Annotated in this window: 28 protein-coding genes; 12 read left to right on the top strand and 16 right to left on the bottom strand. The window is 75.1% G+C overall.

The window, feature by feature from the left end:
* Window position 1: 1 nt before the first annotated feature.
* The 6 genes from GD970_RS02470 to GD970_RS02445 are packed head-to-tail and all read right to left on the bottom strand — an operon-like array spanning window position 2 to window position 5,239.
* On the bottom strand, window positions 2-1,933 hold the full coding sequence (locus GD970_RS02470) for a proton-conducting transporter transmembrane domain-containing protein (protein ID WP_211489751.1): 1,932 nt from the start codon (window positions 1,931-1,933) through the stop codon (window positions 2-4).
* 2 nt (window positions 1,934-1,935) lie between these two features.
* Window positions 1,936-2,238, bottom strand: a complete 303-nt coding sequence (locus tag GD970_RS02465; RefSeq protein ID WP_152200350.1) for an NADH-quinone oxidoreductase subunit NuoK — start codon at window positions 2,236-2,238, stop codon at window positions 1,936-1,938.
* Window positions 2,235-2,798: an NADH:ubiquinone oxidoreductase subunit J gene (locus GD970_RS02460; RefSeq protein WP_152200437.1), complete on the bottom strand. Its 564-nt coding sequence runs from the start codon at window positions 2,796-2,798 to the stop codon at window positions 2,235-2,237. The genes GD970_RS02465 and GD970_RS02460 overlap by 4 nt, the downstream gene beginning before the upstream one ends.
* 2 nt (window positions 2,799-2,800) lie before the next feature.
* Complete coding sequence (locus tag GD970_RS02455; protein WP_226925093.1) at window positions 2,801-3,772, bottom strand: NADH-quinone oxidoreductase subunit H; 972 nt, start codon at window positions 3,770-3,772, stop codon at window positions 2,801-2,803.
* The gene (locus tag GD970_RS02450; protein WP_152200347.1) at window positions 3,765-4,919 is read right to left on the bottom strand and encodes a hypothetical protein; all 1,155 of its coding nucleotides are present in this window, start codon (window positions 4,917-4,919) and stop codon (window positions 3,765-3,767) included. Before GD970_RS02450 ends, GD970_RS02455 begins: the two co-directional genes overlap by 8 nt.
* Window positions 4,910-5,239, bottom strand: coding sequence for an NADH-quinone oxidoreductase subunit A (locus tag GD970_RS02445; RefSeq protein ID WP_452178971.1), 330 nt, complete (start codon window positions 5,237-5,239; stop codon window positions 4,910-4,912). Before GD970_RS02445 ends, GD970_RS02450 begins: the two co-directional genes overlap by 10 nt.
* A 284-nt stretch (window positions 5,240-5,523) precedes the next feature.
* Here GD970_RS02445 and GD970_RS02440 point away from each other — a divergent pair, with 284 nt between their 5' ends.
* The 4 genes from GD970_RS02440 to GD970_RS02425 all read left to right on the top strand — a co-directional run bounded on the left by GD970_RS02440 (window position 5,524) and on the right by GD970_RS02425 (window position 9,010).
* On the top strand, window positions 5,524-6,099 hold the full coding sequence (locus GD970_RS02440; RefSeq protein ID WP_152200343.1) for an iron transporter: 576 nt from the start codon (window positions 5,524-5,526) through the stop codon (window positions 6,097-6,099).
* Between the two features lie 74 nt (window positions 6,100-6,173).
* Window positions 6,174-7,181, top strand: coding sequence for an SDR family oxidoreductase (locus GD970_RS02435; RefSeq protein ID WP_152200340.1), 1,008 nt, complete (start codon window positions 6,174-6,176; stop codon window positions 7,179-7,181).
* Window positions 7,178-7,639 carry a hypothetical protein gene (locus tag GD970_RS02430; RefSeq protein ID WP_152200337.1) on the top strand — a complete coding sequence of 154 codons (462 nt, stop codon included), beginning with the start codon at window positions 7,178-7,180 and terminating at the stop codon, window positions 7,637-7,639. Before GD970_RS02435 ends, GD970_RS02430 begins: the two co-directional genes overlap by 4 nt.
* 93 nt (window positions 7,640-7,732) lie before the next feature.
* Window positions 7,733-9,010 carry a cation:proton antiporter domain-containing protein gene (locus GD970_RS02425; RefSeq protein WP_152200335.1) on the top strand — a complete coding sequence of 426 codons (1,278 nt, stop codon included), beginning with the start codon at window positions 7,733-7,735 and terminating at the stop codon, window positions 9,008-9,010.
* Between the two features lie 181 nt (window positions 9,011-9,191).
* On the opposite strand, the gene GD970_RS02420 is transcribed toward GD970_RS02425, so the two are convergent.
* Window positions 9,192-10,106 carry a LysR family transcriptional regulator gene (locus GD970_RS02420; protein WP_152200332.1) on the bottom strand — a complete coding sequence of 305 codons (915 nt, stop codon included), beginning with the start codon at window positions 10,104-10,106 and terminating at the stop codon, window positions 9,192-9,194.
* 71 nt (window positions 10,107-10,177) lie between these two features.
* Between GD970_RS02420 and GD970_RS02415 the strand changes: the two genes are divergently transcribed.
* From GD970_RS02415 to GD970_RS02395, 6 genes are all read left to right on the top strand, one after another.
* Window positions 10,178-11,299, top strand: a complete 1,122-nt coding sequence (locus GD970_RS02415; protein ID WP_226925092.1) for a YeiH family protein — start codon at window positions 10,178-10,180, stop codon at window positions 11,297-11,299.
* Window positions 11,300-11,367: 68 nt separating this feature from the next.
* Complete coding sequence (locus GD970_RS02410; protein WP_152200329.1) at window positions 11,368-11,808, top strand: acyl-CoA thioesterase; 441 nt, start codon at window positions 11,368-11,370, stop codon at window positions 11,806-11,808.
* 122 nt (window positions 11,809-11,930) lie between these two features.
* Window positions 11,931-13,073, top strand: coding sequence for an MFS transporter (locus GD970_RS02405; protein ID WP_152200326.1), 1,143 nt, complete (start codon window positions 11,931-11,933; stop codon window positions 13,071-13,073).
* Window positions 13,074-13,145: 72 nt separating this feature from the next.
* Complete coding sequence (locus GD970_RS21990; RefSeq protein WP_211489958.1) at window positions 13,146-13,466, top strand: hypothetical protein; 321 nt, start codon at window positions 13,146-13,148, stop codon at window positions 13,464-13,466.
* Complete coding sequence (locus GD970_RS21985; RefSeq protein WP_211489957.1) at window positions 13,463-13,672, top strand: hypothetical protein; 210 nt, start codon at window positions 13,463-13,465, stop codon at window positions 13,670-13,672. The genes GD970_RS21990 and GD970_RS21985 overlap by 4 nt, the downstream gene beginning before the upstream one ends.
* Window positions 13,673-13,814: 142 nt before the next feature.
* Window positions 13,815-14,078, top strand: a complete 264-nt coding sequence (locus tag GD970_RS02395; RefSeq protein ID WP_152200324.1) for a hypothetical protein — start codon at window positions 13,815-13,817, stop codon at window positions 14,076-14,078.
* 109 nt (window positions 14,079-14,187) lie between these two features.
* On the opposite strand, the gene GD970_RS02390 is transcribed toward GD970_RS02395, so the two are convergent.
* Window positions 14,188-14,601, bottom strand: coding sequence for a GNAT family N-acetyltransferase (locus tag GD970_RS02390; RefSeq protein ID WP_152200322.1), 414 nt, complete (start codon window positions 14,599-14,601; stop codon window positions 14,188-14,190).
* A gap of 101 nt (window positions 14,602-14,702) precedes the next feature.
* Here GD970_RS02390 and GD970_RS02385 point away from each other — a divergent pair, with 101 nt between their 5' ends.
* Together GD970_RS02385 and GD970_RS02380 are read left to right on the top strand one after the other, a co-directional pair.
* Window positions 14,703-15,113: a DUF1622 domain-containing protein gene (locus GD970_RS02385; RefSeq protein ID WP_152200319.1), complete on the top strand. Its 411-nt coding sequence runs from the start codon at window positions 14,703-14,705 to the stop codon at window positions 15,111-15,113.
* The gene (locus GD970_RS02380) at window positions 15,110-15,379 is read left to right on the top strand and encodes a DUF1622 domain-containing protein (RefSeq protein WP_152200317.1); all 270 of its coding nucleotides are present in this window, start codon (window positions 15,110-15,112) and stop codon (window positions 15,377-15,379) included. Before GD970_RS02385 ends, GD970_RS02380 begins: the two co-directional genes overlap by 4 nt.
* A 46-nt stretch (window positions 15,380-15,425) precedes the next feature.
* Here GD970_RS02380 and GD970_RS02375 read toward each other — a convergent pair whose 3' ends face one another.
* The 8 genes from GD970_RS02375 to GD970_RS02340 form a co-directional block, all read right to left on the bottom strand.
* Window positions 15,426-16,433 (bottom strand): LacI family DNA-binding transcriptional regulator, encoded by a 1,008-nt coding sequence (locus tag GD970_RS02375; protein WP_152200315.1) that lies wholly within the window; start codon window positions 16,431-16,433, stop codon window positions 15,426-15,428.
* A 10-nt stretch (window positions 16,434-16,443) separates the two neighbouring features.
* Window positions 16,444-17,091: a LutC/YkgG family protein gene (locus GD970_RS02370; RefSeq protein ID WP_152200313.1), complete on the bottom strand. Its 648-nt coding sequence runs from the start codon at window positions 17,089-17,091 to the stop codon at window positions 16,444-16,446.
* Window positions 17,088-18,611, bottom strand: a complete 1,524-nt coding sequence (locus GD970_RS02365; protein WP_152200311.1) for a lactate utilization protein B — start codon at window positions 18,609-18,611, stop codon at window positions 17,088-17,090. The genes GD970_RS02370 and GD970_RS02365 overlap by 4 nt, the downstream gene beginning before the upstream one ends.
* Window positions 18,608-19,516 (bottom strand): (Fe-S)-binding protein, encoded by a 909-nt coding sequence (locus GD970_RS02360; protein ID WP_152200309.1) that lies wholly within the window; start codon window positions 19,514-19,516, stop codon window positions 18,608-18,610. The genes GD970_RS02365 and GD970_RS02360 overlap by 4 nt, the downstream gene beginning before the upstream one ends.
* A 75-nt stretch (window positions 19,517-19,591) precedes the next feature.
* On the bottom strand, window positions 19,592-21,094 hold the full coding sequence (locus GD970_RS02355; RefSeq protein ID WP_152200307.1) for a rhamnulokinase: 1,503 nt from the start codon (window positions 21,092-21,094) through the stop codon (window positions 19,592-19,594).
* Entirely contained in the window at window positions 21,091-23,145 is a 2,055-nt protein-coding gene (locus GD970_RS02350) for a bifunctional aldolase/short-chain dehydrogenase (RefSeq protein WP_152200304.1), read from the bottom strand. Before GD970_RS02350 ends, GD970_RS02355 begins: the two co-directional genes overlap by 4 nt.
* Window positions 23,145-24,326: an L-rhamnose isomerase gene (gene rhaI / locus GD970_RS02345; protein ID WP_152200300.1), complete on the bottom strand. Its 1,182-nt coding sequence runs from the start codon at window positions 24,324-24,326 to the stop codon at window positions 23,145-23,147. The genes GD970_RS02350 and rhaI overlap by 1 nt, the downstream gene beginning before the upstream one ends.
* A gap of 68 nt (window positions 24,327-24,394) precedes the next feature.
* The gene (locus GD970_RS02340) at window positions 24,395-26,374 is read right to left on the bottom strand and encodes an APC family permease (protein WP_152200298.1); all 1,980 of its coding nucleotides are present in this window, start codon (window positions 26,372-26,374) and stop codon (window positions 24,395-24,397) included.
* Between the last annotated feature and the right edge of the window lie 43 nt (window positions 26,375-26,417).

Raw genomic sequence — 26,417 nt, 5'->3', positions numbered from 1 at the left:
TTCACCTCACCGTGGCAAGAATCAGGATGCCGATCGCGACGACGGCGACGGCCTGGAGGTAGTACTGGTACAGCTGGCCCGTCTGGGGGCGGCGGGCGAGCCGGCCGAGCCGGCGCACCCGGGTGGCGATGCCCTCGACGGCGCCGTCGAACCACCGGTCGTCGTCCCGGCCCGCCCGCTGGGCGACGCGGACCGACGCGCGGGAGGTGGCCTCCACAGCACCGTCGAGCACGCCGTCGTCGAAGCGCGCCGCCCGGCGCGCCGCGCGCAGCACCGCGCCGGAGCACGCCGTGACGGCGCGGTCGAGCACGTCGTCGTCGAAGCGGGCCAGCGCCTCGGCGACCACGAGCGTCGGGCGCACCGCGAGGACCCGCGTCGCATGCTGGAGGCCCAGCCACCGGCGGGCCCAGGTTGGCTCCGGCACCGGACGCCACCGGACGAGCGCGAGGACCACCAGCGCGAGCACGGCCGACCCGGCCATCTCCAGCGGGGACGGCCCCGGCGCCTCCTCACCGAGTGCAGCCGCCACCGCATCCCCGAGGGGCGGCAGCACGAGCACGCCGAGGAACGCGGCGCCGAGGGCGAGCACGGGCAGGGGCGCCTGCTCGGCCGCGGTGACGCGGCGGGTGCCCCGCCGCTCCTCGTCGCGGTGGGCGGCAACGGCCGGTCGCTGCCCCTCGGGCACACGCCGCCACAGGACCACGAGGACCTTGCCGGCGTAGGCGGCGGACAGCCCCGCGGCGGACAGCCCGACGGCGTAGAGCCACGGCGACTCCTCCAGGGCCGCGGCCAGCACCGCGTCCTTGGTGCCCCACAGCGCCAGCGGGGCGACGCCCGCCAGGGACAGCAGCCCCACGGTGGCCGCCCAGCCGACCAGGCGCCAGCGGTGGGCGACGCCGCGCAGGCCGGCGAGGCGCTTCGTCCCCAGGGCGGCGAGCCACGCGCCGGCGGCGAGGAAGAGCAGCGCCTTGGTGGCCGCGTGGGCGACGAGCTGCGCCGCGCCCCCGCTCACCGCCCCCACGCCCGCTCCCATGACCACGAAGCCGAGCTGGGCCGCGGTGGAGGCCGCGAGGAGCTGCTTGAGGTCCTCCTGCGCCACCGCGACGGCCCCGAGCAGCAGCGCGGTCAGCGCCCCGACCCAGGCGGCGGCTGGCGCCGCCCATCCGGTGGCGTCCAGCAGCGGGGCCGTCCGCAGCAGCAGGTACCCGCCCATCGCGACCATCGCCGCCGAGTGCAGCAGGGCGCTGACCGGGCTGGGGCCCTCCATCGCCCGGGACAGCCAGAAGGAGAAGGGCAGCTGGGCCGACTTGCCGAGCGCCGCGACCAGCACCCCGGCCGCGACGACGTCCCGCCACCTGTCGTTGCCCTCCGGCAGGTCCGCGAGCGCCAGGCCGGCTCCCCCGGCCAGGGCCGCCCCGGCCGCGAGGTACAGGCCGAGGTCGGCGGTGCGCGTCGTGACGAAGGCCGTGAAGCCCGCCGAGACCCGGTCGGTGTCACGCCACCAGAAGCCGACGAGGGCGTAGGACATCGCCCCCATGACCTCCCACGCGAGGAGCAGGGCGGGGAGCGTCTCGGCCGTGGCGGTCACGAGGGCCGCGGAGGCGAAGATCAGCATGAGCCCGTGGAACCGCCCCTGGGACGTACGGATCTCGGCGGTGGAGAAGATGAGCACGAGCAGGCTCACCACCGCCACGGTCGGCACGATCAGCGCCGACAGGGCGTCGACCCCGACCGCGAAGGTGCTGCCGGCCATGAAGGGGACCGCCACCCGGGGCCGGGCGACGGCGACGCCGACCGCGAGCGCCGCGGTGATCGCCATGGTGGTCAGCGCCACGGCCGGTGCCGCCCGCTCGAGGCGGGACATCGCGAGTGCGCCGCCCGCGACGGCGGGCAGCAGCACGAGGAGCCACAGGGCGGCCTGGGCCGCGGGCACGCTCACCCCGACAGGTCCGTGGCCATGTCGGTCATGTCCGCCTGGCGCCGGCGGTGCAGCGCCGTGGCGATGGCGAAGCCCGCCGCCATCTCCAGGGTCATCGCGGCGATGATCACCAGGAGGAGGACCTGCCCGGTGGGCGCCGGCGCGAGGAACCACCAGAACGCGGCGGCGGCGAGGATGACGGCGTTGATCATCAGCTCGAGGCCCATCATGACCATGACCACGACCTGCTGGGAGAGCGCGCCGTACAGCCCCACGGCGAAGATCGCCGCGGCGATGAGCAGGGTCACCTCCAGCGTCATCGTCCGACACCTCCGGGCTGGGGGTCGTCGGCCGGCCGGCGGCGCAGGTCGTCGCCGAACCTGTCGTAGCGCGTGCGGTGGGCCGCGAGGACCACCCCGGTCACGATGGTCGCGACCATCACCGCCCCGACGACGGCCATGACGAGCATCTTCGGGCCCATCAGCTCCTGCCCGAGGGCCACCGTGACGTCCGCCGGGGGGCCACCTTCACGGGACGGCCAGTCCACCAGGAGGATGCCCGCCGCCAGGAGCAGGAAGGTGGCGGCGGCCGAGACGACCGCGGTCCTGTTGCCGTGCACCATGCTCATGGGCATCAGGGCGGGGTTCATCCCCATGAACATGACCATGTAGACGGCCATGATCGCCATCTCCATGACCATCATCAGGACGGTGACCACGCCGACGTAGTTCTGCTGCAGGACGAGCACCTGCAGGCCGACGGCGACGAAGGACAGCGCGAGCGCGTACGTCGCGCGGGCCATCGAGTCGACGACGAAGACGGCGACGCCGGCGAGGACCGCCACGGCCCCGAGCCCCCAGAAGGCGATGGTGAGCACCACGATCACGACCTCCACACGGTGACGACGGCGACGACCAGGTCCTGCACGAGCACCGCCGGCAACAGCACCATCCAGCCGGCCTCGAGGAACGTGTCCGGGCGGAGGGCCGGCAGCCGCCGCCGCAGCCAGACCAGCACCGCCAGCAGGGCCACCGTCTTCACCAGCCCCCAGGCCCAGCCGGGCAGCCCCGGGCCCGCACCGCCGCCGAGGAACATCGGCACCGCGAACGCGGCGCCGGCCGCCAGCAGGGCGTACCGGCCCGCCTCGAAGACCAGCCGGTCCACGCCCGACAGCTCCGCCCGGGCGCCGCCGGCGATGTCGGTGCCGATCGCCGGGGCCAGGGGGCCCCAGACCGAGAACCCGGCGACGCCGAGGAGGTAGACCACGAAGGCCACGGGCATCCACACCGCGAACCAGAGCCCCTCCTGGGCGGCCGCGACCCGACCGAGATTCAGGCTTCCCGCCGCGATCGCCGGCGCCACGAGCGCGAACATCAGGGGCAGCTCGTACCCCAGCGCCTGTGCCAGGAACCGGTAGCCGCCCACGAGCCCGGGCACCGAGTTCGCCCCCCAGCCGACCAGCCACACCGACGCCCAGACGACGACGTCCATGGCGTTGAACCACACGACGCCGACGTCGAGGTCGGCGACGGCCCACCCGCCCAGGGGGACCACGGCGACCATCAACGCGGCGGCGACCAGGAGCCCCGCGCCGCCGATGCGCCACAGCGGGGCGTCCGGCCGGACCGTGGAGCGGCGGCGCTGGCGCATGAGCCGGGCGGTCTCGGTGAACGGGCGGACCACGCCGCCGGAGGCGCCGTCCGCGCGCGCGGTCAGCGCCCCGTCCAGCATCGCGGCGAGCACCGCGAGCGCGACGAGGATCCCCAGCGCGGCCAGCGCGCCGGCGGGGGCCACGGTGACGGCGGCGGCCCCGGTGGCTTCGGCCGCTGCGGCCGTCGGCATCGCCTCAGCCATGGGAGACCTCGTGGCCCGCGCGGTCGACGGCAAGCTCGTGGATGTCGAGGCTGGCGATGGCCAGGCGCGCCGTGGCCAGGTCCAAGCCGGTGACGAGGTGGGCCAGCCGGCGCGGCGAGCAGGCCGGACCAGGCGCGCGGACCCGGTCGCCGGCGGCCTCGCCGTCGCCCCGCGCGTCGTCGGCGGTGGCCCGGTCGAGAAGACGGAGCAGCCGGTCGTAGGTGTCTCCGACGACGGCGGCGGGAAGGCCGTGCCGGCCGGCCTCGGCTTTCAACGGCGCGACGCCGCGCAGCGACCAGCGCAGGAGCCGGGAGCGGCGCAGTCGGCGGGACAGGCGATCGAGCGGCACCTCCCCGCGCGCCTCCGCGCCCAGCGCGGCGTCCCGGGCCCTGCGGGCCTGGGCCGCGGCGTCGTCCCACCCGGCCAGGGCGAGGAGCGCGACGAGGTTGTCGAGGCTGCGGGCGCGCCTGTCGGGCTCCGTGCCGACGTGCTCGGCCTCATCGACGACGTCCCCGTGCGCCTCAGTGATGACGTCGCCCTGCAGCGAGCAGTGCAGCACGAGCCCGGCGGGCCAGTACGGCAGGACCGGGCCCAGCCGGACCGTCAACACGTCCATCTCCAGGCCGTCACGGTCCTCGCCGCCGCCGGCGAGCGGGATGCCGCCCGGGGACATGTCCATGCCCATGTCCATGTCCCCGTGCCCCTCATGGCCTTCCATGTCCCCGTGATCCCCGTGCCCCTCATGGCCTTCCATGTCCCCGTGCCCGCTCCCGTCGTCGCCGGGCTCGGCGAGCAGGTCCGACGCGCCGGGACGTCGGCGAGCGTCGTCGCGGTGAGCGGCGGTGTGGAGCAGGCCGGCGTGGACCCGGTCCAGGCAGGCGGCCGCGTCGTCGTCCACGATGCCCACCCGCACGCGGGGCCCGGGCAGCTGGTGCCAGACGGACTCGACCCGCTCCCGCAGCCCGGCCCCGGGGGCACCGCAGACCACGAGCGCATCCGCGTCGGCCGGCGTGAGGGCGAGCCGCCAGCCGCGGGCCAGCACGGCGCGCTCCACCGCGGCCCGGGTCCGCCACCATCCCGGCACCTCGACGAGGAGGACGTGAGCGCCCTCCGCGGCCGCGCGCGTGACCGCCTGCCTCACACCCACCGGAAGGCACCCTCCCGCCACGCCCAGGCCACCGCCACGAAGAGCGCCCCGAGGAAGAGGAACATCTCCACGACCGCCGTCATCCCCTCCTTGGCGACCACGACCGCCCAGGGGTACATGAAGAGCATCTCCACGTCGAAGGCGAGGAAGACCAGCGTCGCCAGGTACCACCGCACGTGGTAGCGGGAGAGGGCGTGCTGCTCGGGGCGCCAGCCGGAGTCGAAGGGCAGCACCATGAGCGGGTCGGCCGCCACCGTGGCGATCCGGTGCACGACGTAGAGCCCGCCGATCAGGGCGACCACGCCGATCGCCATCACCATCACGCCTGAGAACACGACTCTCCTTTCGGCACAGGGCTCTGGGGCAGGCCGCCAGGCCGCTGTTCCCGGGCCAGGAGGCAGGCATCCCCGCTTCGGACGGTGCGGCGCTTCCCCTGTACGGGCGCCCTCGACCGGGCCGGGGCCATCGGGCACCCGCCCGGCGCGGCCCATCATGCCGCCGAGGCGGATCGGTCGCGCGCCGAGGCCCTTCGGCGCGCGGTGCGCGCCCGATCAGGAAATCCTGGGTGGACAGATGTGACCGTGACCGATCCCAGAGGAGAGCCATGGCGGACGAGACGACCCCGGCCCCGATGAACCCCGACAGCTCGGAGGCCACCACGCCTCAGCTCCGGCGCGCCGTCGAGCAGGGCGAGGCGTACGGGCGGGCGCTGCAGTACATGACCCAGGAGGTGGCCCACGACGGCGGTGAGCAGGAGGCCGGGCAGTACCGGATCGGCTACGCCATCGAGGACGCCGAGGGCATGTACCACTTCCACGACGGCGACCTGGTCTGGCGCAACCCCGAGGGCGAGAACGCCCACGTGGAGATCGCCGTGCGCGACGCCGCCGACGGGCGGTTCGTGCCCGGCCTGCACGTCACCGCCACCCTCGTCACGCCCGGCGGCCAGGAGCTCGGCCCCCACGTCCAGGAGCTGGTCTGGCACCCCATGCTGTACCACTACGCGCGCAACTGGACCCTGCCCGAGGACGGCGAGTACACGCTGCGCGTGCACGTGGACCCGCCGACGTTCATGCGCCATGACGAGATCAACGGCCGGCGCTTCACCGAGCCGGTGGACGCGGAGTTCACCGGGGTGCAGATCGAGCGCGGCGCCGAACCGGTCCAGCCCCCCAGCTGACGCCCGGTTCCGAAAGTTGGAGTGAACACCGTCCGTCGGTGTGCCGGCGGACCCGTCCGGAAGTGAGTGGCGAGATGAGCCAGACCGTGGTGATCACCGGGGCGAGCGCGGGGATCGGACGCGCCACCGCGTGGCAGTTCGGGGCGCGCGGGGCGAACGTGGGGCTCCTGGCGCGCGGGAGGGCCGGGCTGGACGGCGCCGTCCGCGACGTCGAACGGGCCGGTGGCCGGGCGCTGGCGATCCCCACCGACGTCGCCGACTACGACCAGGTGGAGGCCGCCGCCCAGCAGGTCGAGGACGCCTTCGGGCCCATCGACGTGTGGATCAACGTGACGTTCACGGCCGTGTTCGCCCCGTTCACCCAGATCGAGCCCGAGGAGTACAAGCGGATCACCGAGGTGACCTACCTCGGCTACGTCCACGGCACCCGCGTCGCCCTGTCCCGCATGCTCCCCCGCGACCAGGGGACGATCGTCCAGGTCGGCTCCGCGCTGGGCTTTCGCAGCATCCCGCTGCAGTCGGCCTACTGCGGCGCCAAGCACGCGATCAACGGGTTCACCGAATCGATCCGCACCGAGCTGATCCACGACAAGAGCAACGTCCACATCACCATCGCGCAGATGCCGGCGGTCAACACCCCACAGTTCTCCTGGGTCCTCTCCCGGCTGCCCCGCCATCCCCAGCCGGTGCCACCGATCTACCAGCCCGAGCTCGCCGCCCGCGGCGTCGTCTTCGCCGCCGACCACCCCCGGCGCAAGCACTACTGGGTGGGCACGACCACCGCCTACACCATCCTCGGCCAGAAGGTCGCGCCCGCGCTGCTGGACCGCTACCTGGGCCGCACCGGCTACAAGGCCCAGCAGACCGGGGAGAAGGTCGGCCCGGACCGGCCGAACAACCTGTGGGAGCCCGTCGACGGCGAGGGCGGGCACGACCACGGCGCCCACGGCGCCTTCGACGACAAGTCCCACGCCCACGACCCGCAGCTGTTCCTCTCCCACCACCTCCGAGCGGTCGGCGCCGTGGCGGCCGTCGCCGGGACCGGCGCCCTCGCCACGATGACCTGGCTGCGCCGACGGTGAGCTGGTTCGCGGCCGTCCGGGCCGGCTACGGGGCGGGACTGCTCTTCGCCCCCGACCTCATCGTCACGCTGGGCACCGGGCACCGGCCCGACCCGCGGACCACGGCGGTGGCCCGGGTGCTCGGCGCCCGACACCTGGTCCAGGCCGCCGGCACGGCCGGCACCCCGGGGCGCGCGGTGCTCGCCCTGGGCGCCGAGGCGGACCTGGTGCACGGCGCGTCGATGCTCCTGCTGGCCGCCTGGGACCGGACACGGGCGCGAACGGCGCGGACCGACGCGGCCGCCGCACTCAGCTTCGCCCTGGCCGGTGCGTTGTTGGCCCGCCACGCGCCCAGCACCCCCCAGCGTCCACCCCGAGGCGGCGGGGTCCTTGCCAGCGCGGCGGCGTGGCGCGAGGCGGCCGCGGCGCGGCTGGGCCGGTGGCTGCTCCCGGCGTCGCTGCGCCAAGCCCGCGATTAGCGGGCGGCGCGGCCCGCGCCCCGTGTGCGGTCGCGGCGCTCGCGTCACAAGATGGCCCTCACTCATCCGTCGAACCGAGCAGGGGGACTCTTGGTGACGCAGCTCCACCTGATGTACGGACTGGTCGGCACGCTCGCGCTCGTCCTGGCTCTGATGAGCCGCCGCATACGCGACCTCGCCGTGTCCGGGCCGCTCGTCGCACTCGCTGCCGGGGTGATCGTCGGGCCGCACGTCCTGGGTGCCTTGGAGCTCTCCGAGCGCGCCCGGGACCTGGCCCTCCTCGAGGGGAGCCGGCTCGTCGTCGCCGTCTCGGTGATGGAGGCGGCGCTGCGCTTTCCCGCCCGGCAGCTGCGCGGCGTCGTCCGTCCGGTGCCCATCCTCCTGCTGGTCGTCATGCCGCTGGCGGCGGTCATCGCGGGTGCCTCCGCGCTCGTCCTCGGGATCCCTCTCGCCCTCGCCGCGCTCGTGGGGGCGTGCCTGTGCCCGACGGACCCGGTTCTCGCGGGCTCCATCGTCTCGGGCAAGCCGGCCGAGGAGAGCCTGCCGCAGCGGCTCCGCCACGCGATCACCGCGGAGAGCGGCATCAACGACGGTCTCGCGCTTCCCATCGTGGGCGTGGCCCTCGCCGTCGTGCTGCCCGCGACCACCCCGGGCGCCGAAGCCGGCCGACTCGTGTGGGAGGTCACCGGCAGTCTCCTCATCGGCGCCGCGATGGGCGCACTCGCCGCCCTGGGCGCGCGTGTGGCCGGGCGATACGGCGACCCCGAGCCGGGCCCGACCCTCGTGCTCACGGTGCTCCTGGCCGTGGCCGTGCTGGGCCTCGGGCGAGCCGCGGGCACCGACGGCATCCTCGGGGTCTTCGTCGCCGGCACCGCGTACAACGCGCTGGTCGGCGACGAGGAACGCGGGCGCCAGCAGAGGCTCAACGAGGCCGCCAACCGCTACCTGTGTCTGCCGCTGTTCTTCATTCTCGGCGTGTTCCTGCCCTGGGATCAGTGGGCGGCGTTCGGGGCGGCCGCCCCGCTCGTTGTGGTCCTGATCCTGCTCCTGCGTCGGCTCCCGGCCGTGCTCGTGCTCGCCCGTCCTCTCGGCTTCCGCGGCCGCGACGCCGTCTTCCTCGGCTGGTTCGGCCCCATGGGTGCAAGCTCGATCTTCTACGTCGCCCATGCCGTCGACACCGGCGTGACCGACCCTCGCTTCTTCGGCGCCGCGACGTTGGTGATCGCCGCCAGCGTCCTGACCTTCGGGGTGACGTCCTCCCCTGGCCGGCGCCTCTACGCGCGTTCCGAACGCCGTTCGGCCGGGGCCGGGGCCGGGTCCACGCCAGCCCCTCCTGCGGTCGCCGCCCGGGAACCCCATGGCGCAGCCTGACCGGACTCGCGTGCGCTGCACGCGACGGTCCCGGTCGGTGAGGAGGAAGGAGCACCATGCTGTGGGTGTCGCTGGTCGGGCCGGCTGAGCCGCTCGGTGATAGCCGCGTGCCCTCGTCGACCAGCTCGAATCCCGGGTCGTCCTGCCCAGCCACCGAGGGCGCCCAGTGCCGGACGACGGTCTACGGCGTCAACGCGACGGCGACGAGTGCGGCCGCCGCGGCCGTGGGAGCGTTCCCGCGCCAGATGGCACGGATCTTGCGGGTCAGGCGGACGGGACGGGCGGCCCCGCCCTCAAGGACCTCGAGCGGCACGCCGACGAGCCGGCCCTCGGCGAGCTCGGCGGCGACGGCGAGGCGCGAGACGACACCGGGGCCGACGCCTGCCATGACCGCCTGGACCAGCGCCGTCGTCGACGCCAGCTCCACCGCCGGCACCGCGCGCAAGCCGATCGTGGCGAGCCACTCCTCGAGCACGTCGCGGGTGCCGCTGCCCGCCTCGCGCATGACGAGCGGGGTCGCCGCCACCTGCGGGGCGCCCACGGCCCTGCCGTCGGTCCAGTCGTGCCCGGGCGCCACGACCAGGACCAGCTCGTCCACGCCGACCGTGCGCGAGCGCACGCCGGCCGGCGCCGCCGGGCCTTCGACGAAGCCGAGCTGCACCTTCCCCGTGCGCACCTGGTCGGCGACGACGGTGGAGTTCCCCATCTGCAGGGTCACGGAGATGTCCGGGGCGCTCTCCGCCAGCGCGACGAGCCAGCCGGGCACGAGGTGCTCGGCGACGGTCAGACTGGCGCCGACGTCGAGATGACGCCGCCGCTGGCCGGACAGGACCGCGGCACCGTCCACCAGCTCCTGTGCCGCCTGGAGCACGCCACGTGCCCAGCCGACGACGGCGGTGCCCTCGCCGGTGAGGGTGGAGCCGGCGGGGGTGCGCCGGATCAGCAGCAGGCCGAGCCGACGCTCGAGCGTGCGCAGCCGCTCGGTCGCCGAGGGCTGGCTGATGCCGACCGCCCGGGCGGCCGCGCCGATGCCGCCCTCGTCGGCGACCGCGACCAGCAGCTCGAGACTCGCGAGATCCGGCAGGCGGCGTGACATAGGAACACCCTATGGCCCGATCGGCGAATGCCGACTAGTGGCGACGGCCCCGTCGGGCGGATGCTGGGTGGGTGATAAGAGACAGCGGCATTCCAGAAACCGCCCGGGTCACCACCGCGCCGGCGTCCCCCGCCCCGGCTCTCCGGCGCGGGGGGTTCTGGGCGGGGGTGGGGGTGTGCGCCGCGGTCGCGCTGGCGGCGATGGCCATCGGCGCCTGGGTGCCGGTGATGGGCGGACCGGTCGTCGGCATCCTCCTGGGCCTCGGCCTGGGCCGGCTGCTCGGCGCGCGGGTGGACACGCTGCGGCCGGGGCTGGCCTTCACGTCGAAGAAGGTGCTGCAGGCGGCCGTGGTCCTCCTCGGCCTCGGGCTCTCCCTCGGTCAGGTCCTCACGGTCGGGGCGCACTCGCTGCCGGTCATGGTCGGCACGATCGCCGTCGCCCTGGGCGGCACTGCGCTCCTCGGCCGCCGGCTCGGCGTGGACCAGGAGACCCGCACCCTCATCGGCGTCGGCACGGCCATCTGCGGGGCGTCGGCCATCGCCACGACCAGCGCCGTCATCGGCGCCTCCGGCACCGCCATCTCCCTCGCCGTGACGACGATCTTCGTCTTCAACGTCCTCGCCGCGATCCTCTTTCCCGCCCTCGGGCACCTCATGGGCATGAGCCAGGACGCCTTCGGCCTGTGGGCGGGCACGGCGATCAACGACACCTCCTCGGTGGTGGCCGCCGCCACCGTCTTCGGCGCCGCGGCGACCTCCTACGCCGTCGTCGTCAAGCTCTCCCGCACCCTGATGCTCATCCCCATCTCCGTCTGGCTCTCGGTGCGCACGCACCGCACCCAGGAACGCGCACGACAGCAGGCGGCGGCCGACGCCGCGGCCACGAGCACCGCGGAAGCGCCCGCCGCGGGGAGGCGGGGGCTGCCCTGGCGCAAGCTGATCCCGGGCTTCCTGGTGCTCTTCCTGCTCGCGGCCGCCGCCAACAGCGTCGGCCTGGTGCCCGAGGCGGCGCACGCCCCCGTGAAGTGGCTGACCGTGCTGCTGACGACCATGGCCATGACCGCGATCGGGATGCTCACCCCCGTCGCGTCGGTGCGGGAGGCGGGGTGGCGCCCCCTCGCGCTCGGCGGCGCACTGTGGGTCGCGGTCGCGCTCACCAGCCTGGCCCTGCAGGCCCTGACCGGGACCCTGTGAGAAGCGACTCCCGCCGGTGCCCACGGCGGGCACGGGCCGCGGTCGACCGGCCGCAATAACCTGGGGGCATGACCCCCGACGACGACGAGATCAACTTCCGCACCCGCAAGTGGATCAAGCCCGAGGACCTCAACGCCAACGGGACGCTGTTCGGGGGCAGCCTCCTGCGGTGGATCGACGAGGAGGCGGCCATCTACGTGATGATCCAGCTGGGCAACGAGCGGGTGGTCACGAAGTTCATCTCCGAGATCAACTTCGTCAGCTCCGCCCAGCAGGGGGACATCGTCGAGATGGGTCTGCGGGCGACGGCGTTCGGCCGCACCTCCATGACGATGCGCGCCGAGGTGCGCAACCTGTTCACCCGGCAGAGCATCCTCACCATCGAGAAGATGGTGTTCGTCAACCTGGGCCCGGACGGTCGCCCGGCGCCCCACGGGTACACGGACATCACCTACGAGCGCGACCGGGTGCCGGAGCGGCTGCGGGTGAACGGGGCCTCTCCGCAGTGACGACCGGGCCGGGCCTGGGCCAGCGGCCCTGACCGCTCGCCCGGCCGGGGCGAGGGTGGCGCGGCGACCGGCGGGGGCGGCTCCGCCGGGGCGGCGCTCCTGACGGGGACGGGGAGCGTGCCATGGCAGCCTCGGGACCGAAGGTTCTCCCGCTGGTGCTGGCGACCATGACCTCCCAGGCGCTGCTCGTGGTCCTGGCCCCGACCGTGGTCGCCGTCGCGGCCGAGCTGGGCACGACCGTCGGCGCCGCCGGCCAGGCCCGGTCGGTCACCGCCGCGGTCGCCGTCGCCGTCTCGCTGCTCCTCAGCGCCCGGCCGCGCCTGCTCTCGGTGCGCCGGCTGCTCGTCGCCGGGTCCGCGCTGGCCCTGCTGGCCTGCGGCGCGGTGGCCGCGGCCCGCTCCACGGCGGCGTTCCTCGCCGCCCACGTCCTCGTCGGCCTCGCCTTCGCCCTGCTGCTGTCCGGCGGCTTCGCCGGCCTCGCGGCGTTCGGCGCCGACCGGCGCCCGTGGGCGACGGGCTACGTCGCCGGCGCCAACGCGCTGGCCTGGATCCTGGTCACGCCGGTGGCCGGGGTGCTGACCGAGGGGTGGTCCTGGCGGGCGGCCGAGGCGCTGCCGGCGGCGCTGGCGGTCGCCGCGCTGGTGGCCGCGCCCGCGGCGCTGCCGGCCCCCTCGGTGCGGGCCGGCGCCGCCCTCGCCCCGCTCCGGGCGGGCGCCGCGCGCCGCTGGATCGTCTCGGAGGTGGCCGGGTACGCCGCGTGGACCTCGCTGCTGACCTTCGCCGGGGCCTTCTTCATCCAGCGCCTCGGGGTGCGTGAGTCCGTGGCGGGGTGGCTGCTCGCCGGCGCCGCCGGCGCCTACCTCCTGGCCTCGGTCCGCTCCGGGCGGCTGTCGCGCCGCTGGCCGCGGCGCCGCCTGATCGCCACGGCCGCGCTCGTCATGGCGGTCCTCCTGCCGCTGATGCTCGGCGCCGCCCGGACGACGCCGGTGGCCGTGGCGCTCTTCTGCGTCCTGGGCCTGGCGGCGGGGACGCGGACGCCGGTGTCGGCCTCCCTCGGGCTCGACCAGCTGCCCGGCCAGCCGGCGGCGATGATGGCGGCGCGCACCGGCGCCACCCAGCTGGGCTATCTCGTCGGCGCCGTCCTGGGCGGGGCGGTGATCAGCGGGGCCGGCTACCCCGCCCTCGGCCTGGTGCTCGCCGTCGTCATGGCGACGTCGGCGGCGCTCGTCCGGCGCGTCGACGACCCGGCGGACCCTCGGCCCTGACTTCGTCAGCAGCGGAGGAGGGCGCCGGAGCCTGGGCGAGCGAGCCTGGTAGCCGACCGGAAGGAGGCCGTCATGGCCAAGCAGGATGAGGACACCCTGTACGTGGTCGCGGCCGCGTACGACGACGTCGACGCGGCGGTCGCCGACTACGAGGCGGTCAAGGAGCTGTACAGGGCCGTGAAGAGCTCCAACGACTTCGACGCCGCCGTCGTCTCGAAGGACGCCGACGGCAAGGTGCACATCGTCAAGAAGCACGAGCAGCCCACCCGGCACGGGGCGGCGGTGGGCCTTGGCTGGGGCCTGGCCGTCGGCGTGGCCGCGGCGCTGTTCCCGCCCGTCGGCATCGGACTCGCCACCGCCGGGGGCGCGGGGGCGCGGCCATCGGCGCGGTGACCGGGCACGCCACGAAGGGCATGTCCCGCGACGACCTCAAGGACCTGGGCGAGACGCTGGACGCCGGCACCGCCGGGCTGATCGCCGTCTACGCGACGAACATGGCCGACCAGATCGCGGCGAACATCAAGGCCGCCAACCGGGTCGTCTCGAGGGCCACCGACATGGCCGCCGACCAGCTCGCTGCCGACCTGAAGACCGCCTAAAGCGTGTCTCCCAACTCCTGGGTTGTGAGTGCACCGCCCTTCTCGGCCGTCCGTACCCGACGGTCTTGACGGCAGAGCCGGGAAAGGCCACGATGGTTCGAACAGACGTGCGAGGCCACGCCCGCGGTCGTCAGGAGCCACCGTGCATCACGATGACGTCCCCACGCTCGTCGAGCTGGCCCCGGAGACCCGCACGATCGCCGAGGCCTACTTCGAGATCGGCCGGTGCGAGGGCTGGTGCGCGGGTTACGCCGCGGCCGAGGCCGACGATGAGCGGCGCTGGGGCCAGCTCGCGCGGCTGCTGCGCGGCGGCGTCCCGTACGACGAGCTGTGCGAGCGGCGCGGCGAGCACGCCCGCGCCGTCCGGCACCGCGCCCTGATGCGCGAGCGCGGCATCACCGCCTGAGCGCAGGGCCGCGGGCGACCGTGGCCGCTCCGACGGCCAGGCGGCAAGCCGCCCCGGCCTCGACGGCGCGACGCCCCGCCGGTGTGACCAACGTCTTGGCTGGGTACACCTAGCCGCGCGGCCTCGCCGGGCGGACCATCGCGGTGGCGTCGGGCGCCGCGAAGCCGAACTGCTCGTACAGGCCGTGGGCGTCGCCGGTGAACAGCGTCCACCGGAAGCCCGCCCCGGGCCCGTCGTCGATCATCGCCCTGACGAGGCGCTTGCCGAGGCCGTGCCCGCGGTGCGCGGGCATGACGAAGACGTCGGCGAGGAAGGCGAAGGACACGCCGTCGGACACCGCCCGGGCGAAGCCCACCTGCTCCCCGCCCGGCGCGTACGCGCCGACCACCCGCCAGGCCGTGCGGACCTGCTCCTCGACGTCGCCCCGGGTGCGCCAGCGGTTCCAGTACGCCTCGGTGGACAGGAACGCCCAGATGGTGTCGAGGTCGAGCCGGGTCGGGTCGTCGTCGATGTCGTAGGTCACGGCACCATCCTCGCGCGCGGCCCGAGTTGCGGCGCCCGCCGCCAGCCGCGACGTTGGGCCCCTGGCCCGGGCGGTCCCCTGGCCGGGGGAGGTGGCGATCCATGACCGAGGAGCTGCTGGGGCGGGTCGTGGCCGTGCTGGTGCGCCTCGTGGAGGCGGCGGGCGCGGCCGTCATCTCGATCGGCGCGGCCATCGCCTTCGTGCTCTTCGTCAAGGCGCTGGCCCAGCGCGACACCCGCGGGTTCGTCCGGGTGCGCCTGCTGCTCGGGCGCTTCCTCGCCCTGGGCCTGGAGTTCCAGCTCGCCAGCGACGTGCTGCGCACCGCCGTGGCGCCGAGCTTCGCCGAGATCGGGCAGCTGGCCGCGATCGCCGCCATCCGCACCGGGCTGAACTACTTCCTGGCCAAGGAGATCGCCGAGGAGCGGCGCCAGCTCGAGGGCGAGCCGGCCACGCCGTCCGGCGCCCCCTCCTCCGCCACCACCCCCAACGCGCCCCCGCCGGCCCCGCCGTGAGCACGGTCCTGAGCACCCTCGCCCTGGCGGCGGTGGCGGCGGGCCTGGTCGTCGGCGTCGGGGCGGTGCTCGTCGTCGGGGTGCGCGCCGCGATCGGGGTGCTGCTCGACTTCCTCCTCGCCGCGGGCCTGCTGCGGCTCGCGGCCGAGCCGGGCTGGTCGAGCCTGCTCAGCACGGCGCTGGTGGTCGCCGTGCGCCACCTCATCACCACCGGCCTGTCCGTGGGGGCCGCCTGGGACCGGCCGGGCGCGACCGGCGCGCCGTAGGGCGCGGCGTCGACCGCCGGCCGATGCGGCCCGACGGCTCCGGACCTCAGCCGCGCACGGAGCTGCCGCGGACGACGAGCTCGGGCTCGAAGACGACGCGCCGGTGCCGGTGCTCGCCCCCCGCCGCCTCCTCGAGCAGCAGCTCGACCGCCGTGCGGCCCAGCAGCTCGCTCGGCCGGCGCACGGAGGACAGCGGCACCACCGCCGTCTGCGCGGGGGCCGTGTCGTCGTAACCGACGACGCCGACATCCTCGGGCACCCGCACGCCGTCGAGCATGAGCGCCTGGAGCACGCCCGCGGCGATGAGGTCGTTGCCGGCGAGCACCGCCTCCGGGCGGTGCGCCACCGGCCGCGCGGCGAGGTCCGCGCCGGCGACGCGCCCATGGGGCGCCGTCGGCTCCGCCAGCTCGACCACCTCGAGGGCGCCGCCGGCGGCCGCGACGGCCTCCCGGGCCCCGCGGAGGCGGTCGGCCATCTGGCGCAGGCGCAGCGGGCCGCCGACGAAGGCGAGGCGCCGGTACCCCTGCTCGAGCAGGTGCCCGGCCGCCAGGCGGCCGCCCGCGACGTCGTCGACCGAGGTGGAGCAGAAGCGCGCGGGGTCCGCCGCCCGGTCGACCAGGACCGTGGGCGTTCCCCGGGCGCTGAGCTCGTCGAGATGGCTCACGCCGTCGACCGGGGAGACGAGCACACCGCGGACGCGCTGCTCCTCGAACAGGTCGAGGTAGCGCGCCTCCCGCTCCGGCCGATGGTCGCTGTCGCCGAGCAGGATCGTCCCGCCTGCGGCCTCGACGGCCGCCTCCGCGCCGCGCGCGAGGTCGGTGAAGAAGGGGTTGCCCACGTCCAGCACGACCAGGCCGACGGACCGGCTCCGGCCGGTCCGCAGCCGCCGGGCGGCGTCGTTGGGCACGAACCCGAGGGCGTCGATGGCCTCGTGGACCCGCTGGAGCGTGCCCGGGCTGACCGCCTCGGGCCGGTTGAGGACGTTGGACACGGTGCCGAGCGAGACCTTGGCCCGGGCCGCCACGTCCCGCACGGTCGCGTTGCCCGCGGTCATCGCGACCGGGTCATCGCACCAGGACGACGTCGAGGGTCCGGGGGCCGTGCACGCCCTCGACGCGCTGGAGCTCGATGTCGCTGGTCGCGGAGGGGCCGGCGATCCAGGTCAGCGGGCGGGTGGGGTGCGCGCCGAGCACGGCGATCGCCTCGGGCACGGTGGCCACCACCTGCGCGGCGGTCACGACGCACACGTGCCGGTCCGGGACCAGGGTGATGGCGCGCCGGCCCTGGTCGGGCTCGCCGTCCAGCACGATGGTGCCGGTCTCCGCGATCGCGACCCGCGCGCCGGTGAGGACCGCCCCGGCGCCGTCGAGGTCGGCGTTGGACAGCCGGGCGCCGGGGGCGTCGGTGTGCACGTCCGGGCCGGCGAGCAGGCCCGCGAGCCAGTCCCCGGGCAGGCCGGGCGGGACGACGACGGACCCGGCGTCGGCGAGCAGGGCGGCCAGGGTGGCGGGCAGGTCGGCGGCGGCGCACCGGTGCACCCGGGCCTTGTAGTCCTCGAGGCGGTCGACGAGCAGGTCCAGCGCCTCCGGGGAGCCGGGGGCGACGTCCGAGCGGGTGCGGTACGCGTGCGGCACGGCCGGCGGCGTCGCGTCCGGGGTGCGGCCCAGGGCGTCGCGGATGCGGGCGAGGACGGCCTCGCGGGCCTCGCTCACGACCCCGCCTCCTTCGCGCCCTGGTGGCGGGCCCACCAGGCCCGGAAGCTCTCGGGCGGCGGGGCGGGCAGGTCGCGGCTGCCGGTCCACAGCGACCCGGGGAAGGGCAGGCGCCCGATCCGCTCGTCCCGGGCCACCACCCGGCCGGCGCGGGCGGTGGCGGCCGCGGCGCCGAAGCGCCGGCCGGAGGACATCACCGCCGAGGCGGCGCCCAGGGCGGCCTCCCACCCGGTGGGCAACGGGCGGCGCTGCTGGGCCTCGGTCACCCGGTTGCGCAGGTGCACGAGCACGGCGGGGATGTCGATCTTGACCGGGCAGGCCTCGAAGCAGGCCCCGCACAGGGAGGAGGCGTAGGGCAGGGTGGCGGTGGGGTCGTGCGGGTCCAGCGGGCCCGGCCCGGTGCCGGTCCCGCGCAGCAGCGGGGTGAGGATCGCGCCGATCGGGCCGGGGTAGACCGACCCGTAGGCGTGCCCGCCGGTGTGCTCGTAGACGGGGCAGACGTTCATGCACGCCGAGCAGCGGATGCAGCGCAGCGCCTGGCGGCCCACCTCGTCCGCGAGCGCCTTGGTGCGCCCGTTGTCGAGCAGCACCAGGTGGAACTCCTGGGGGCCGTCGCCGGGGGTGACGCCGGTCCACATGGACGTGTAGGGGTTCATCCGCTCGCCGGTGGACGAGCGCGGCAGCAGCTGGGTGAAGACCTCCAGGTCCGCGAAGCGCGGGAGCACCTTCTCGATGCCCATGACCGTGATGAGGGTGTGCGGCAGCGTCAGGCACATGCGCCCGTTGCCCTCGGACTCGAACACCGCCACGGTGCCGGTCTCGGCGACGGCGAAGTTGGCCCCGGAGATGGCCACCTCGGCGGCGAGGAACTTCGCGCGCAGGTGCGCCCGGGCCGCCATGGCCAGCTCGCGCGGCTGCGCGGTCAGCTCGGCGGGGGCGTCGCCCATGCGCTCGAGGAAGATCTCCCGGATCTCCTCGCGGTTGCGGTGGATGGCGGGCACGAGCACGTGGGAGGGCATGTCGCCGGCGAGCTGGACGATGAGCTCGGCCAGGTCGGTCTCGGTGGCGGTGATGCCGGCGGCCTCGAGGTGCTCGTTCAGGCCGATCTCCTGGGTGGCCATGGACTTGACCTTGACGACCTCGTCCTGCCCGGTGGCCGCGATGAGGTCGGCGACGATGCGGTTGGCCTCGGCGGCGTCGCGGGCCCAGTGCACCACCCCGCCGCGGGCGGTGACCTGGGCCTCCAGCTCGGTGAGCAGCTCGGGCAGGCGGGCCAGCGCCTCGGCCTTGATGGCGGCGCCGGCCGCGCGCAGCTCCTCCCAGTCGGGCAGCTCGGCGGTCACCCGCAGCCGCTTGTCGCGGATGGTGCGGGTGGCGTGGCCGAGGTTGGCCCGCATCTGGGCGTTGCCCAGGGTCTCGTGCGCGGCCTCGGGGAAGGTCGGGCCCCACCGCAGCGGGTCCTCGGGGTGGTGGGGCGGCAGGGGCCGGACCTCGGGCATGCCGAGGAAGGTGGCGCTCATCGGGATCCCTCCGGGCGGTTCTGCGGCGCGGGGGCGGCGGTCGCCGCCGTGGTGCCGGCCCGCTCCCCCGGCCCGGGCCCGCCCTGCGGCGGGCCGGCCGGGCCCGGCGGCCGGGCGGCGCCGGGCCGGTCCACGGGCAGCACGGTGGGGGCCCACGGCTCCTCGCGGGTGGCGGCCAGGATCTCGGCGAGGTGGGCCACGTGCACGCCGGTGCCCTCGCGCGAGAGGGCGCCGGCGATGTTCATCAGGCACGAGTAGTCCCCGGCGGCGAGGACCTCGGCGCCGGTGGCCACGACGTTGCGGACCTTCTCGGTGACCATCGCCGTGGAGGTCTCGGCGTTCTTGAGGGAGAAGGTGCCGCCGAACCCGCAGCACGAGGCCGCCTCGGGCAGCTCGGCGAGGTCGATGCCCGCCACGGCGCGCAGCAGCCGCAGCGGCCGGTCGCCGACCTTGAGCAGGCGCAGCGAGTGGCAGGTGGGGTGGTAGGTGACCCGGTGCGGGAACCACGCGCCGACGTCGGTCACGCCCAGGACGTCGACGAGCAGCTCGGACAGCTCGTAGGTGCGCTCGGCCACCAGCGCCGCGTCCCGGGCCAGCGTCCGCTCACCCTCCCGGTCGGCGACCATGGCCTGCTGGTGGCGCACCGAGCCCACGCACGAGCCCGACGGCGCGACGATCGCGTCCCACGCGCCGTCGAGCACCGGCGCGAAGGCCGCCACGTGGTTGCGGATGACCGGCACCGCCTGGCGGAAGTAGCCGGTGTTGACGTGCATCTGCCCGCAGCAGGCCTGCCCGGCCGGGAAGTCCACCTCGTGGCCCAGCCGCTCGAGCAGCCGGACGGTGGCGGCCGGGGCCTGCGGGAACAGCGCCTCGTTCAGGCAGGTGGCGAACAGGGCGATGCGCACGTCACACCTCCAGCGGTCGTCTCACGAGGGTATCGAGCGGACCGGGGGCCGCCACCGCGCGCATCGCGGCTCCCTTCAGGCGGGCACGGCGAACAGGCGCCGCTCGGCGGCGGCCCAGGCGGCGGCGTCGCCGGCCGGGACGTAGCGGCGGGTGACGGTGGAGGCGGCGACGACGGCGCGCAGCTCGGGCAGCCCGCCGGCCAGCGCCCCGGCGGCCCGGGCCTGGACCAGCAGGTTGCCCAGCGCGGCGCCCTCGACGGGCCCGGCGACCACCGGCAGGCCGGTGGCGTCGGCGGTGAGCTGGCACAGCAGGGTGTTGCGCACCCCGCCGCCGACGAGGTGGACGACCCCGACCTCCCGGTCGGCGAGCTCGGCGGCCTGTCGCACGGCGCGGCGGTAGGCCAGGGCGAGGGAGTCGAGGATGCAGCGGGTGGTCTCCGCCGGCCCGGCGGGCGGGCGCTGCCCGCCGGCGGCCGCCGCGGCGGCGATGCGGCCCGGCATGTCGCCCGGCGGCAGGAACACCGGGTCGTCGACGTCGACGACGCACGTCAGCGCCGGCACCCGGGCGGCGGCCGCGACGAGGGCGGGCAGGTCCACGTCTTCGCCCTGCTCCTCGGCCCAGGTGCGCGCGGACTCCTGGAGCAGCCAGAGCCCCATGACGTTGCGCAGGTAGCGCACGGTGCCGTCCAGGCCCAGCTCGTTGGTGAAGTTCGCGGCCCGGCTCGCCTCGGTGAGCACCGGGGCGTCGAGCTCGAGGCCCACCAGGGACCAGGTGCCGCAGGAGACGTAGGCGAAGTCGGGGCGCTCGGCCGGCACGGCGGCGACGGCGGAGGCGGTGTCGTGGGAGGCGACGGCGACGAGCGCGGCCCCGTCCAGCCCGGCGCCCGCCCCCTCCAGGCCGGCCGGCCGGACCGGGCCGACGACGGTACCCGGCTCGACCAGCGGCGGCAGCAGGTCGGCCACCGGCACGCCGAACGCCGCGCGCAGCGCCGCGGCGACGTCGGGGGCCCAGGCGCGGGCGGTGGGGTCGAGCAGCCCGGTGGTGGAGGCGTTGGTGACCTCGGCGACCTGGACGCCGGTGAGCCAGTAGCCCAGCAGGTCCGGGACGAGCAGCAGCCGGCGGGCCGCGGCGAGCTGGGCGGTGCCGGCCGCGGCGGCGAGCTGGAAGATCGTGTTGAACGGCTGGACCTGCACCCCGGTGCGCGCGTACAGCTCCGGGGCCGGGACGTGGGCGAAGACCCGCTCGGGCGTTCCGGCGGTGCGCCGGTCGCGGTAGTGGACCGGGTTGCCGAGCAGGGCGTCGTCGGCGTCGAGCAGGCCGTAGTCCACCGCCCAGGAGTCGATGCCGACGGTGGCCGGGGGCCCGTGCGTGCGGGCGGCCCGGCGCAGGCCGGCGAGGGCGGCGTCGTAGAGGCGCAGCACGTCCCAGTGCAGGGTGGTCCGCCTCCCGGCGGGCACCGCGACGGGGGCGTTGGGGAACCGGGCGACCTCCTCGGTGACGAGCGCGCCGTCGTCGAGGCGGCCGAGGATGACCCGGCCGCTGGAGGCGCCGAGGTCGACGGCGGCGAAGGTGCTCATCGCAGGAACGCGGCCGCCACGCCGGAGTCCACGGGGACGAGCAGGCCGGTGGTCTGCGCGAGGTCCCCCGCGGTGAGCGCGACCACCGCGGCGGCGACGTGCTCGGGCAGCACCTCGCGCTTGAGGAGGGTCCGCCCGGCGTAGTACTTCCCCAGCTCGGCCTCCTCCACGCCGTAGACGGCGGCGCGCTGGGCGCCCCACCCGCCGGCGAAGATCCCGGAGCCGCGGACGACGGCGTCGGGGTTGATGCCGTTGACGCGGATGCCGTGCTCGCCCAGCTCGGCGGCGAGCAGGCGGACCTGGTGGGCCTGGTCGGCCTTGGCGGCGGAGTAGGCGATGTTGTTGGGCCCGGCGAAGACGGCGTTCTTCGAGGCGATGTAGACGATGTCGCCGCCGAGGCCCTGGGCGATCATCGCCCGCGCCGCCTCCCGGGAGACGAGGAAGGAGCCGCGGGCCATGACGTCGTGCTGCAGGTCCCAGTCCCGGGTGGTGGTCTCCAGCAGCGGCTTGGAGACGGACAGCCCGGCGTTGTTGACCACGAGGTCCACCCCGCCGAAGGCGAGCGCGGAGGCGTCGACGAGGGCGGCGACGTCGTCCTCGCTGGTGACGTCGGCGCGCACGGCGACGGCGTGGTCCGGCCCGCCGAGCCCGGCCGCGACCTCCTCGGCGCCCTCGGCGTTGAGGTCGGCGACGACGACGCAGGCGCCCTCGGCCGCCAGGCGCTGCGCCGTCGCCCGCCCGATGCCCGAGCCGGCGCCGGTGACCAGGGCGACCCGGGTGGCCAGCGCCTTCGGCTTGGGCATGCGCTGCAGCTTGGCCTCCTCCAGCGCCCAGTACTCGATGCGGAACTTCTCCGCCTCGTCGATGGGGGCGTAACGGGACAGGGCCTCGGCACCGCGCATGACGTTGATGGCGTTGACGTAGAACTCCCCCGCCACCCGGGCGGTCTGCTTGTCCTTGCCGAAGGAGAACATCCCCACGCCGGGGACGAGCACGATCGCCGGGTCGGCCCCGCGCATGGGCGGGGAGTCGGCGGTGGCGTGGCGCGCGTAGTAGGCGCGGTAGTCCTCCCGGTAGGCGGCGTGCAGCGCCCGCAGCCGCTCGACCACCTCGGGCAGCGGGGCGGTGGCGGGCAGGTCGAGGACCAGCGGGCGGACCTTGGTGCGCAGGAAGTGGTCCGGGCAGGAGGTGCCCAGCGCGGCCAGCGGGGCGAGCTTCTCGCGGGCAAGGAAGTCGAGGACCACGCCCGTGTCGGTGTAGTGCCCCACCTGGGGGGCGTCGGTGGAGGCCAGCCCGCGGATGACCGGGGCGAGCCGGGCGGCGGTGGCGCGGCGCTCCGCCTCGGGCAGGGCCTCGAAGCCGGGGCGCACGGCGCCGAAGGGGTGACGGCCCGCGGCGGCGAGGCGCTCGGTGCGCGCGGCGATGGCGTCCTCGGCGGTGCGGATGATCTCCAGCGAGCGCGCCTCGCACTCGTCGCTGCTGGCGCCCCAGGCGGTGATGCCGTGCCCGCCGAGCACGCAGCCGATCGCCTCCGGGTGGGCGCGCTGGATGGCGGCGATGTCGAGGCCGAGCTGAAAGCCCGGGCGGCGCCAGGGCACCCAGACCACGCGGTCACCGAAGATCTCGCGGGTGAGGGCCTCGCCGTCGGCGGCGGTGGCGACGGCGATGCCGGCGTCGGGGTGGAGGTGGTCCACGTGGGCGGCGTCGACCAGGGCGTGCATGGCGGTGTCGATGCTCGGCGCGGCCCCGCCCCTGCCGTGCAGGCAGTAGTCGAAGGCGGCGACCATCTCGTCCTCGCGCGCGACGCCGGGGTAGACGTCGACCAGGGCCCGCACCCGGTCCAGCCGCAGCACCGCCAGGCCGCGTTCGGTGAGGGTGCCCAGGTCCCCGCCGGAGCCCTTGACCCAGAGCAGCTCGACGTCGCGGCCGGTGACCGGGTCGGTGGCGGCGCCCTTGGCGGAGGTGTTGCCGCCGGCGTAGTTGGTGGTGCGCGGGTCGGCGCCGAGCCGGTTGGACCGGGCGACGAGCTCCGCGGCCGCGGCGGTGGCCATCAGGCGCCCCAGCCGGCCTGGGCGCCGCCGACGCGCTCGGCGATGATCCGCTCGCGGTAGCCGCTGGCACGGTAGGCCGCCATGGGGTCGGCGGGCAGGCCGCGCTCCTCGCGCCAGGCGGCGAGCACGGGCCGGACGTCGGTGGCGAAGGCGTCCATGACGATGCCGTTGGCGGTGAGCACGTCGTGCTCGCGCTGGGCGAGCTCGAGGGCGTCGCGGTCGAGCAGCAGCGCCCGGGCGGTCATCTCCTGGACGTTGAGGACCGAGCGGATCTGCCCGGGGATCTTCTCCTCGATGTTGTGGCACTGGTCGAGCATGAAGGCCACGGGCGAGCCCGGGCCCAGGCCGCCGCCGCGGATGACCTCCGCGAGGATGCGGAAGAGCTGGAAGGGGTCGGCGGCGCCGACGATGAGGTCGTCGTCGGCGTAGAAGCGGGAGTTGAAGTCGAAGGAGCCGAGCTTTCCCAGGCGCAGCAGCTGGGCGACGATGAACTCGATGTTCGTGCCCGGGGCGTGGTGACCGGTGTCCAGGCAGACGACGGCACGCTCGCCCAGGGCGGCGACGTGGACGTAGGCGGTGCCCCAGTCCGGCACGTCGGTGTGATAGAACGCCGGCTCGAAGAGCTTGTACTCCAGGACCAGACGCTGGTCCGGGCCGATGCGCTCGTAGATGGTGGCCAGGGAGTCCGCGAGGGTGTCCTGGCGGCGGCGGATGTCGTCCTGGCCCGGGTAGTTGGTGCCGTCGGCCAGCCAGATCTTCAGGTCCCGCGAGCCGGTGACGGCCATGATGTCCAGGCACTGGAAGTGGTGATCGATGGCCTGGCGGCGCACCGCCGGGTCCGAGGACGCCAGGGAGCCGAACTTGTACGCCTCGTCCTGGAAGGTGTTCGAGTTGACCGTCCCGAGCCGGACCCCGTGGTCCTCCGCGAAGGCGCGCAGCGCCGCGAAGTCCTCGACCGTGTCCCAGGGGATGTGCAGGGCGACGGTGGGCGCCAGCCCGGTGAAGCGGTGGACGGTGGCCGCGTCGGCGATCTTCTCCTCCGGGGTGCGCGGGGTGCCGGGGGTGCCGAACACCCGGAAGCGGGTGCCGGAGTTGCCGAAGGCCCACGAGGGCAGCTCGATCGCCAGGTGCTCCAGGGTCGCGGCGGCGGTCTCCCACGCGGCGACGGCGATGTCGGTCATCGCGTGTCCCTTCGTCGTTGAAGCGGTTCAGACGCTAGTACCGGGCCGGGCGGCGGGGAACCCCGTCGTCAGCCCCCGACGTGGATGGCCGGCCGCCGGGCCCGGACCGGCTCGACCTCGCGGATGATCTCCCGGACCACCGGCGGGGTGTCGCCCTGGCCGAGGATGAGGTAGCGCAGCAGGTGACGCAGGGGCGAGCCCTCCGACCACTCGAAGTAGCAGTGGGGCCGCACCCCGGTGGCGTCGCGCAGGGCGAGCAGGACGGCGGCGATCGCGTTCGGGACGGCCGGACTGGCCAGCCGCAGGATCCGGAAGCCCCCCACCTCCAGGCCGCGCACCTCCAGCACGTTGCTGAACGTCGACGGGTCCTCGATGTCGACCTCGAGGAACAGCACGTGGGCGACGCCGGGGACGGGGTTGATGCCGCGCTGCTCGAGCTCCTTGGCCTGGTACTCCGCCACGTCACCGGCCTGGCGCTTGTTGGCGATGAAGTTGAGGGCGTGATCCTGCGCGAGCGCCTCGGTGATGAACCGGCGGGCGGCGTCGTCGAACTCGATGCGGTCCACCCGCAGCTCGGTGGTGCGCGAGACCCGCGAGATCAGGGACACGACGACGATGCCGAGGATGAAGAAGGCGGAGATCGTGATGCCGTCCGGCTTGGCGACGATGTTGTCCACCAGGGCGTAGAGCAGGATGAGCGTGAGGACGGCGAAGCCGGTCGCCGCCGCGCGCCGGCGCCGCCGGGCGGCGGAGATGGTCACCGCGACCGCGCCGGAGACCATCATGGCGAGGATGCCGGTGGCGTAGGCGCCCGCCTGGGCGTTGACGTCGGCGCGGAACAGCAGGGTCAGGACGATCGCGACCGTCGTGTAGACGAGCACGACCGGGCGCACCGCGCGGCCCCACTCGGGGGCCATGCCGTAGGAGGGCAGGTAGCGCGGGACGATGTTGATGAGCCCGGCCATGGCCGAGGCCCCGGCGAACCACAGGATGAGGATCGTGCTTGTGTCGTAGGCGGTGCCGAAGCCCGCCCCCAGCCGCTCGTGGGCGAGGTAGGCCAGGGCGCGGCCGTTGGCGGCGCCGCCGGGCTGGAACTCCGCGGCCGGGATGAGCAATGTCGTCACGACGCTGCTGCTGATGAGGTACACGGACATGATCAGAGCCGCGGTGGCGAGGAGCTTGCGGGTGTTGCGGATCCGGCCTCGCAGGCGCTCCTCGGCGGTGGTGCCGTCGGCCGCCACCAGCGGCATCATGCTCACGCCGGTCTCGAAGCCGGACAGCCCGAGCACGAGCAGCGGGAAGGCCGCGATGGCGGGACCGATCAGGCCGCCGGCCCCGGCGTGCGCCGTCAGCGCCGCCACCCAGTCGGCCCAGAGGTGCCCGGAGGTGAAGAGCGCGACGAGCCCGTCGACGACCACGACGGCGTTGAGCGCGAGGAAGACCACCACCAGCGGGACGGCCACGGCCACCGCCTCGCTGAAGCCCAGGAGGAAGACCCCGCCCAGGACGAGCAGGAGGACGGTGGTCAGGGCGACGGCGTGGCCGTGCAGCATCGCGGGGAAGGCCGGGTTCTCGATGGCGTGGACCGAGGCGTCGGCGGCGGAGAGGGTGATGGTGATGATCCACGACGTCACCACGAAGCCCAGGAGCACCAGGACGAAGAGCTTCCCGCGCCAGAACGGCAGGAGGTGCTCGAGCATCGCGATCGAGCCCTGCCCGTGCGGGCTCTCCTGGGCGACCCGGGAGTACATCGGCAGCATCCCGAGCAGGGTGAGCGCGACGATGAGCAGGGTCGCCAGCGGCGACAGCGCGCCGGCGGCGAGCACCGCGATGGCCGGGAGGTAGGCGAGCGTCGAGAAGTAGTCGACGCCCGTCAGGCACACGACCTTCCACCACGCGTGCGGGGCGGCGTGCGCCTCGTCCTCCTCGGGGCCGGTGGGCTCGACGCGGTGCTCGAGCAGCCAGCGGGTCAGCCGTCCGGCGGGCGCCGCCGGACGCACCGGGCTCGGCACCGCCTGGGGCACGACCACCGCTCCGTGCACGTCCATCGGCTCGCCTTCTTCGCCAGCGGCCCCTCGACGTCACGCATCA

The sequence above is a fragment of the Georgenia thermotolerans genome (genome assembly GCF_009193185.1).
Classification (GTDB): Bacteria; Actinomycetota; Actinomycetes; order Actinomycetales; family Actinomycetaceae; genus Georgenia; species Georgenia thermotolerans.
This window is presented reverse-complemented; position numbering and strand designations above follow the sequence as displayed.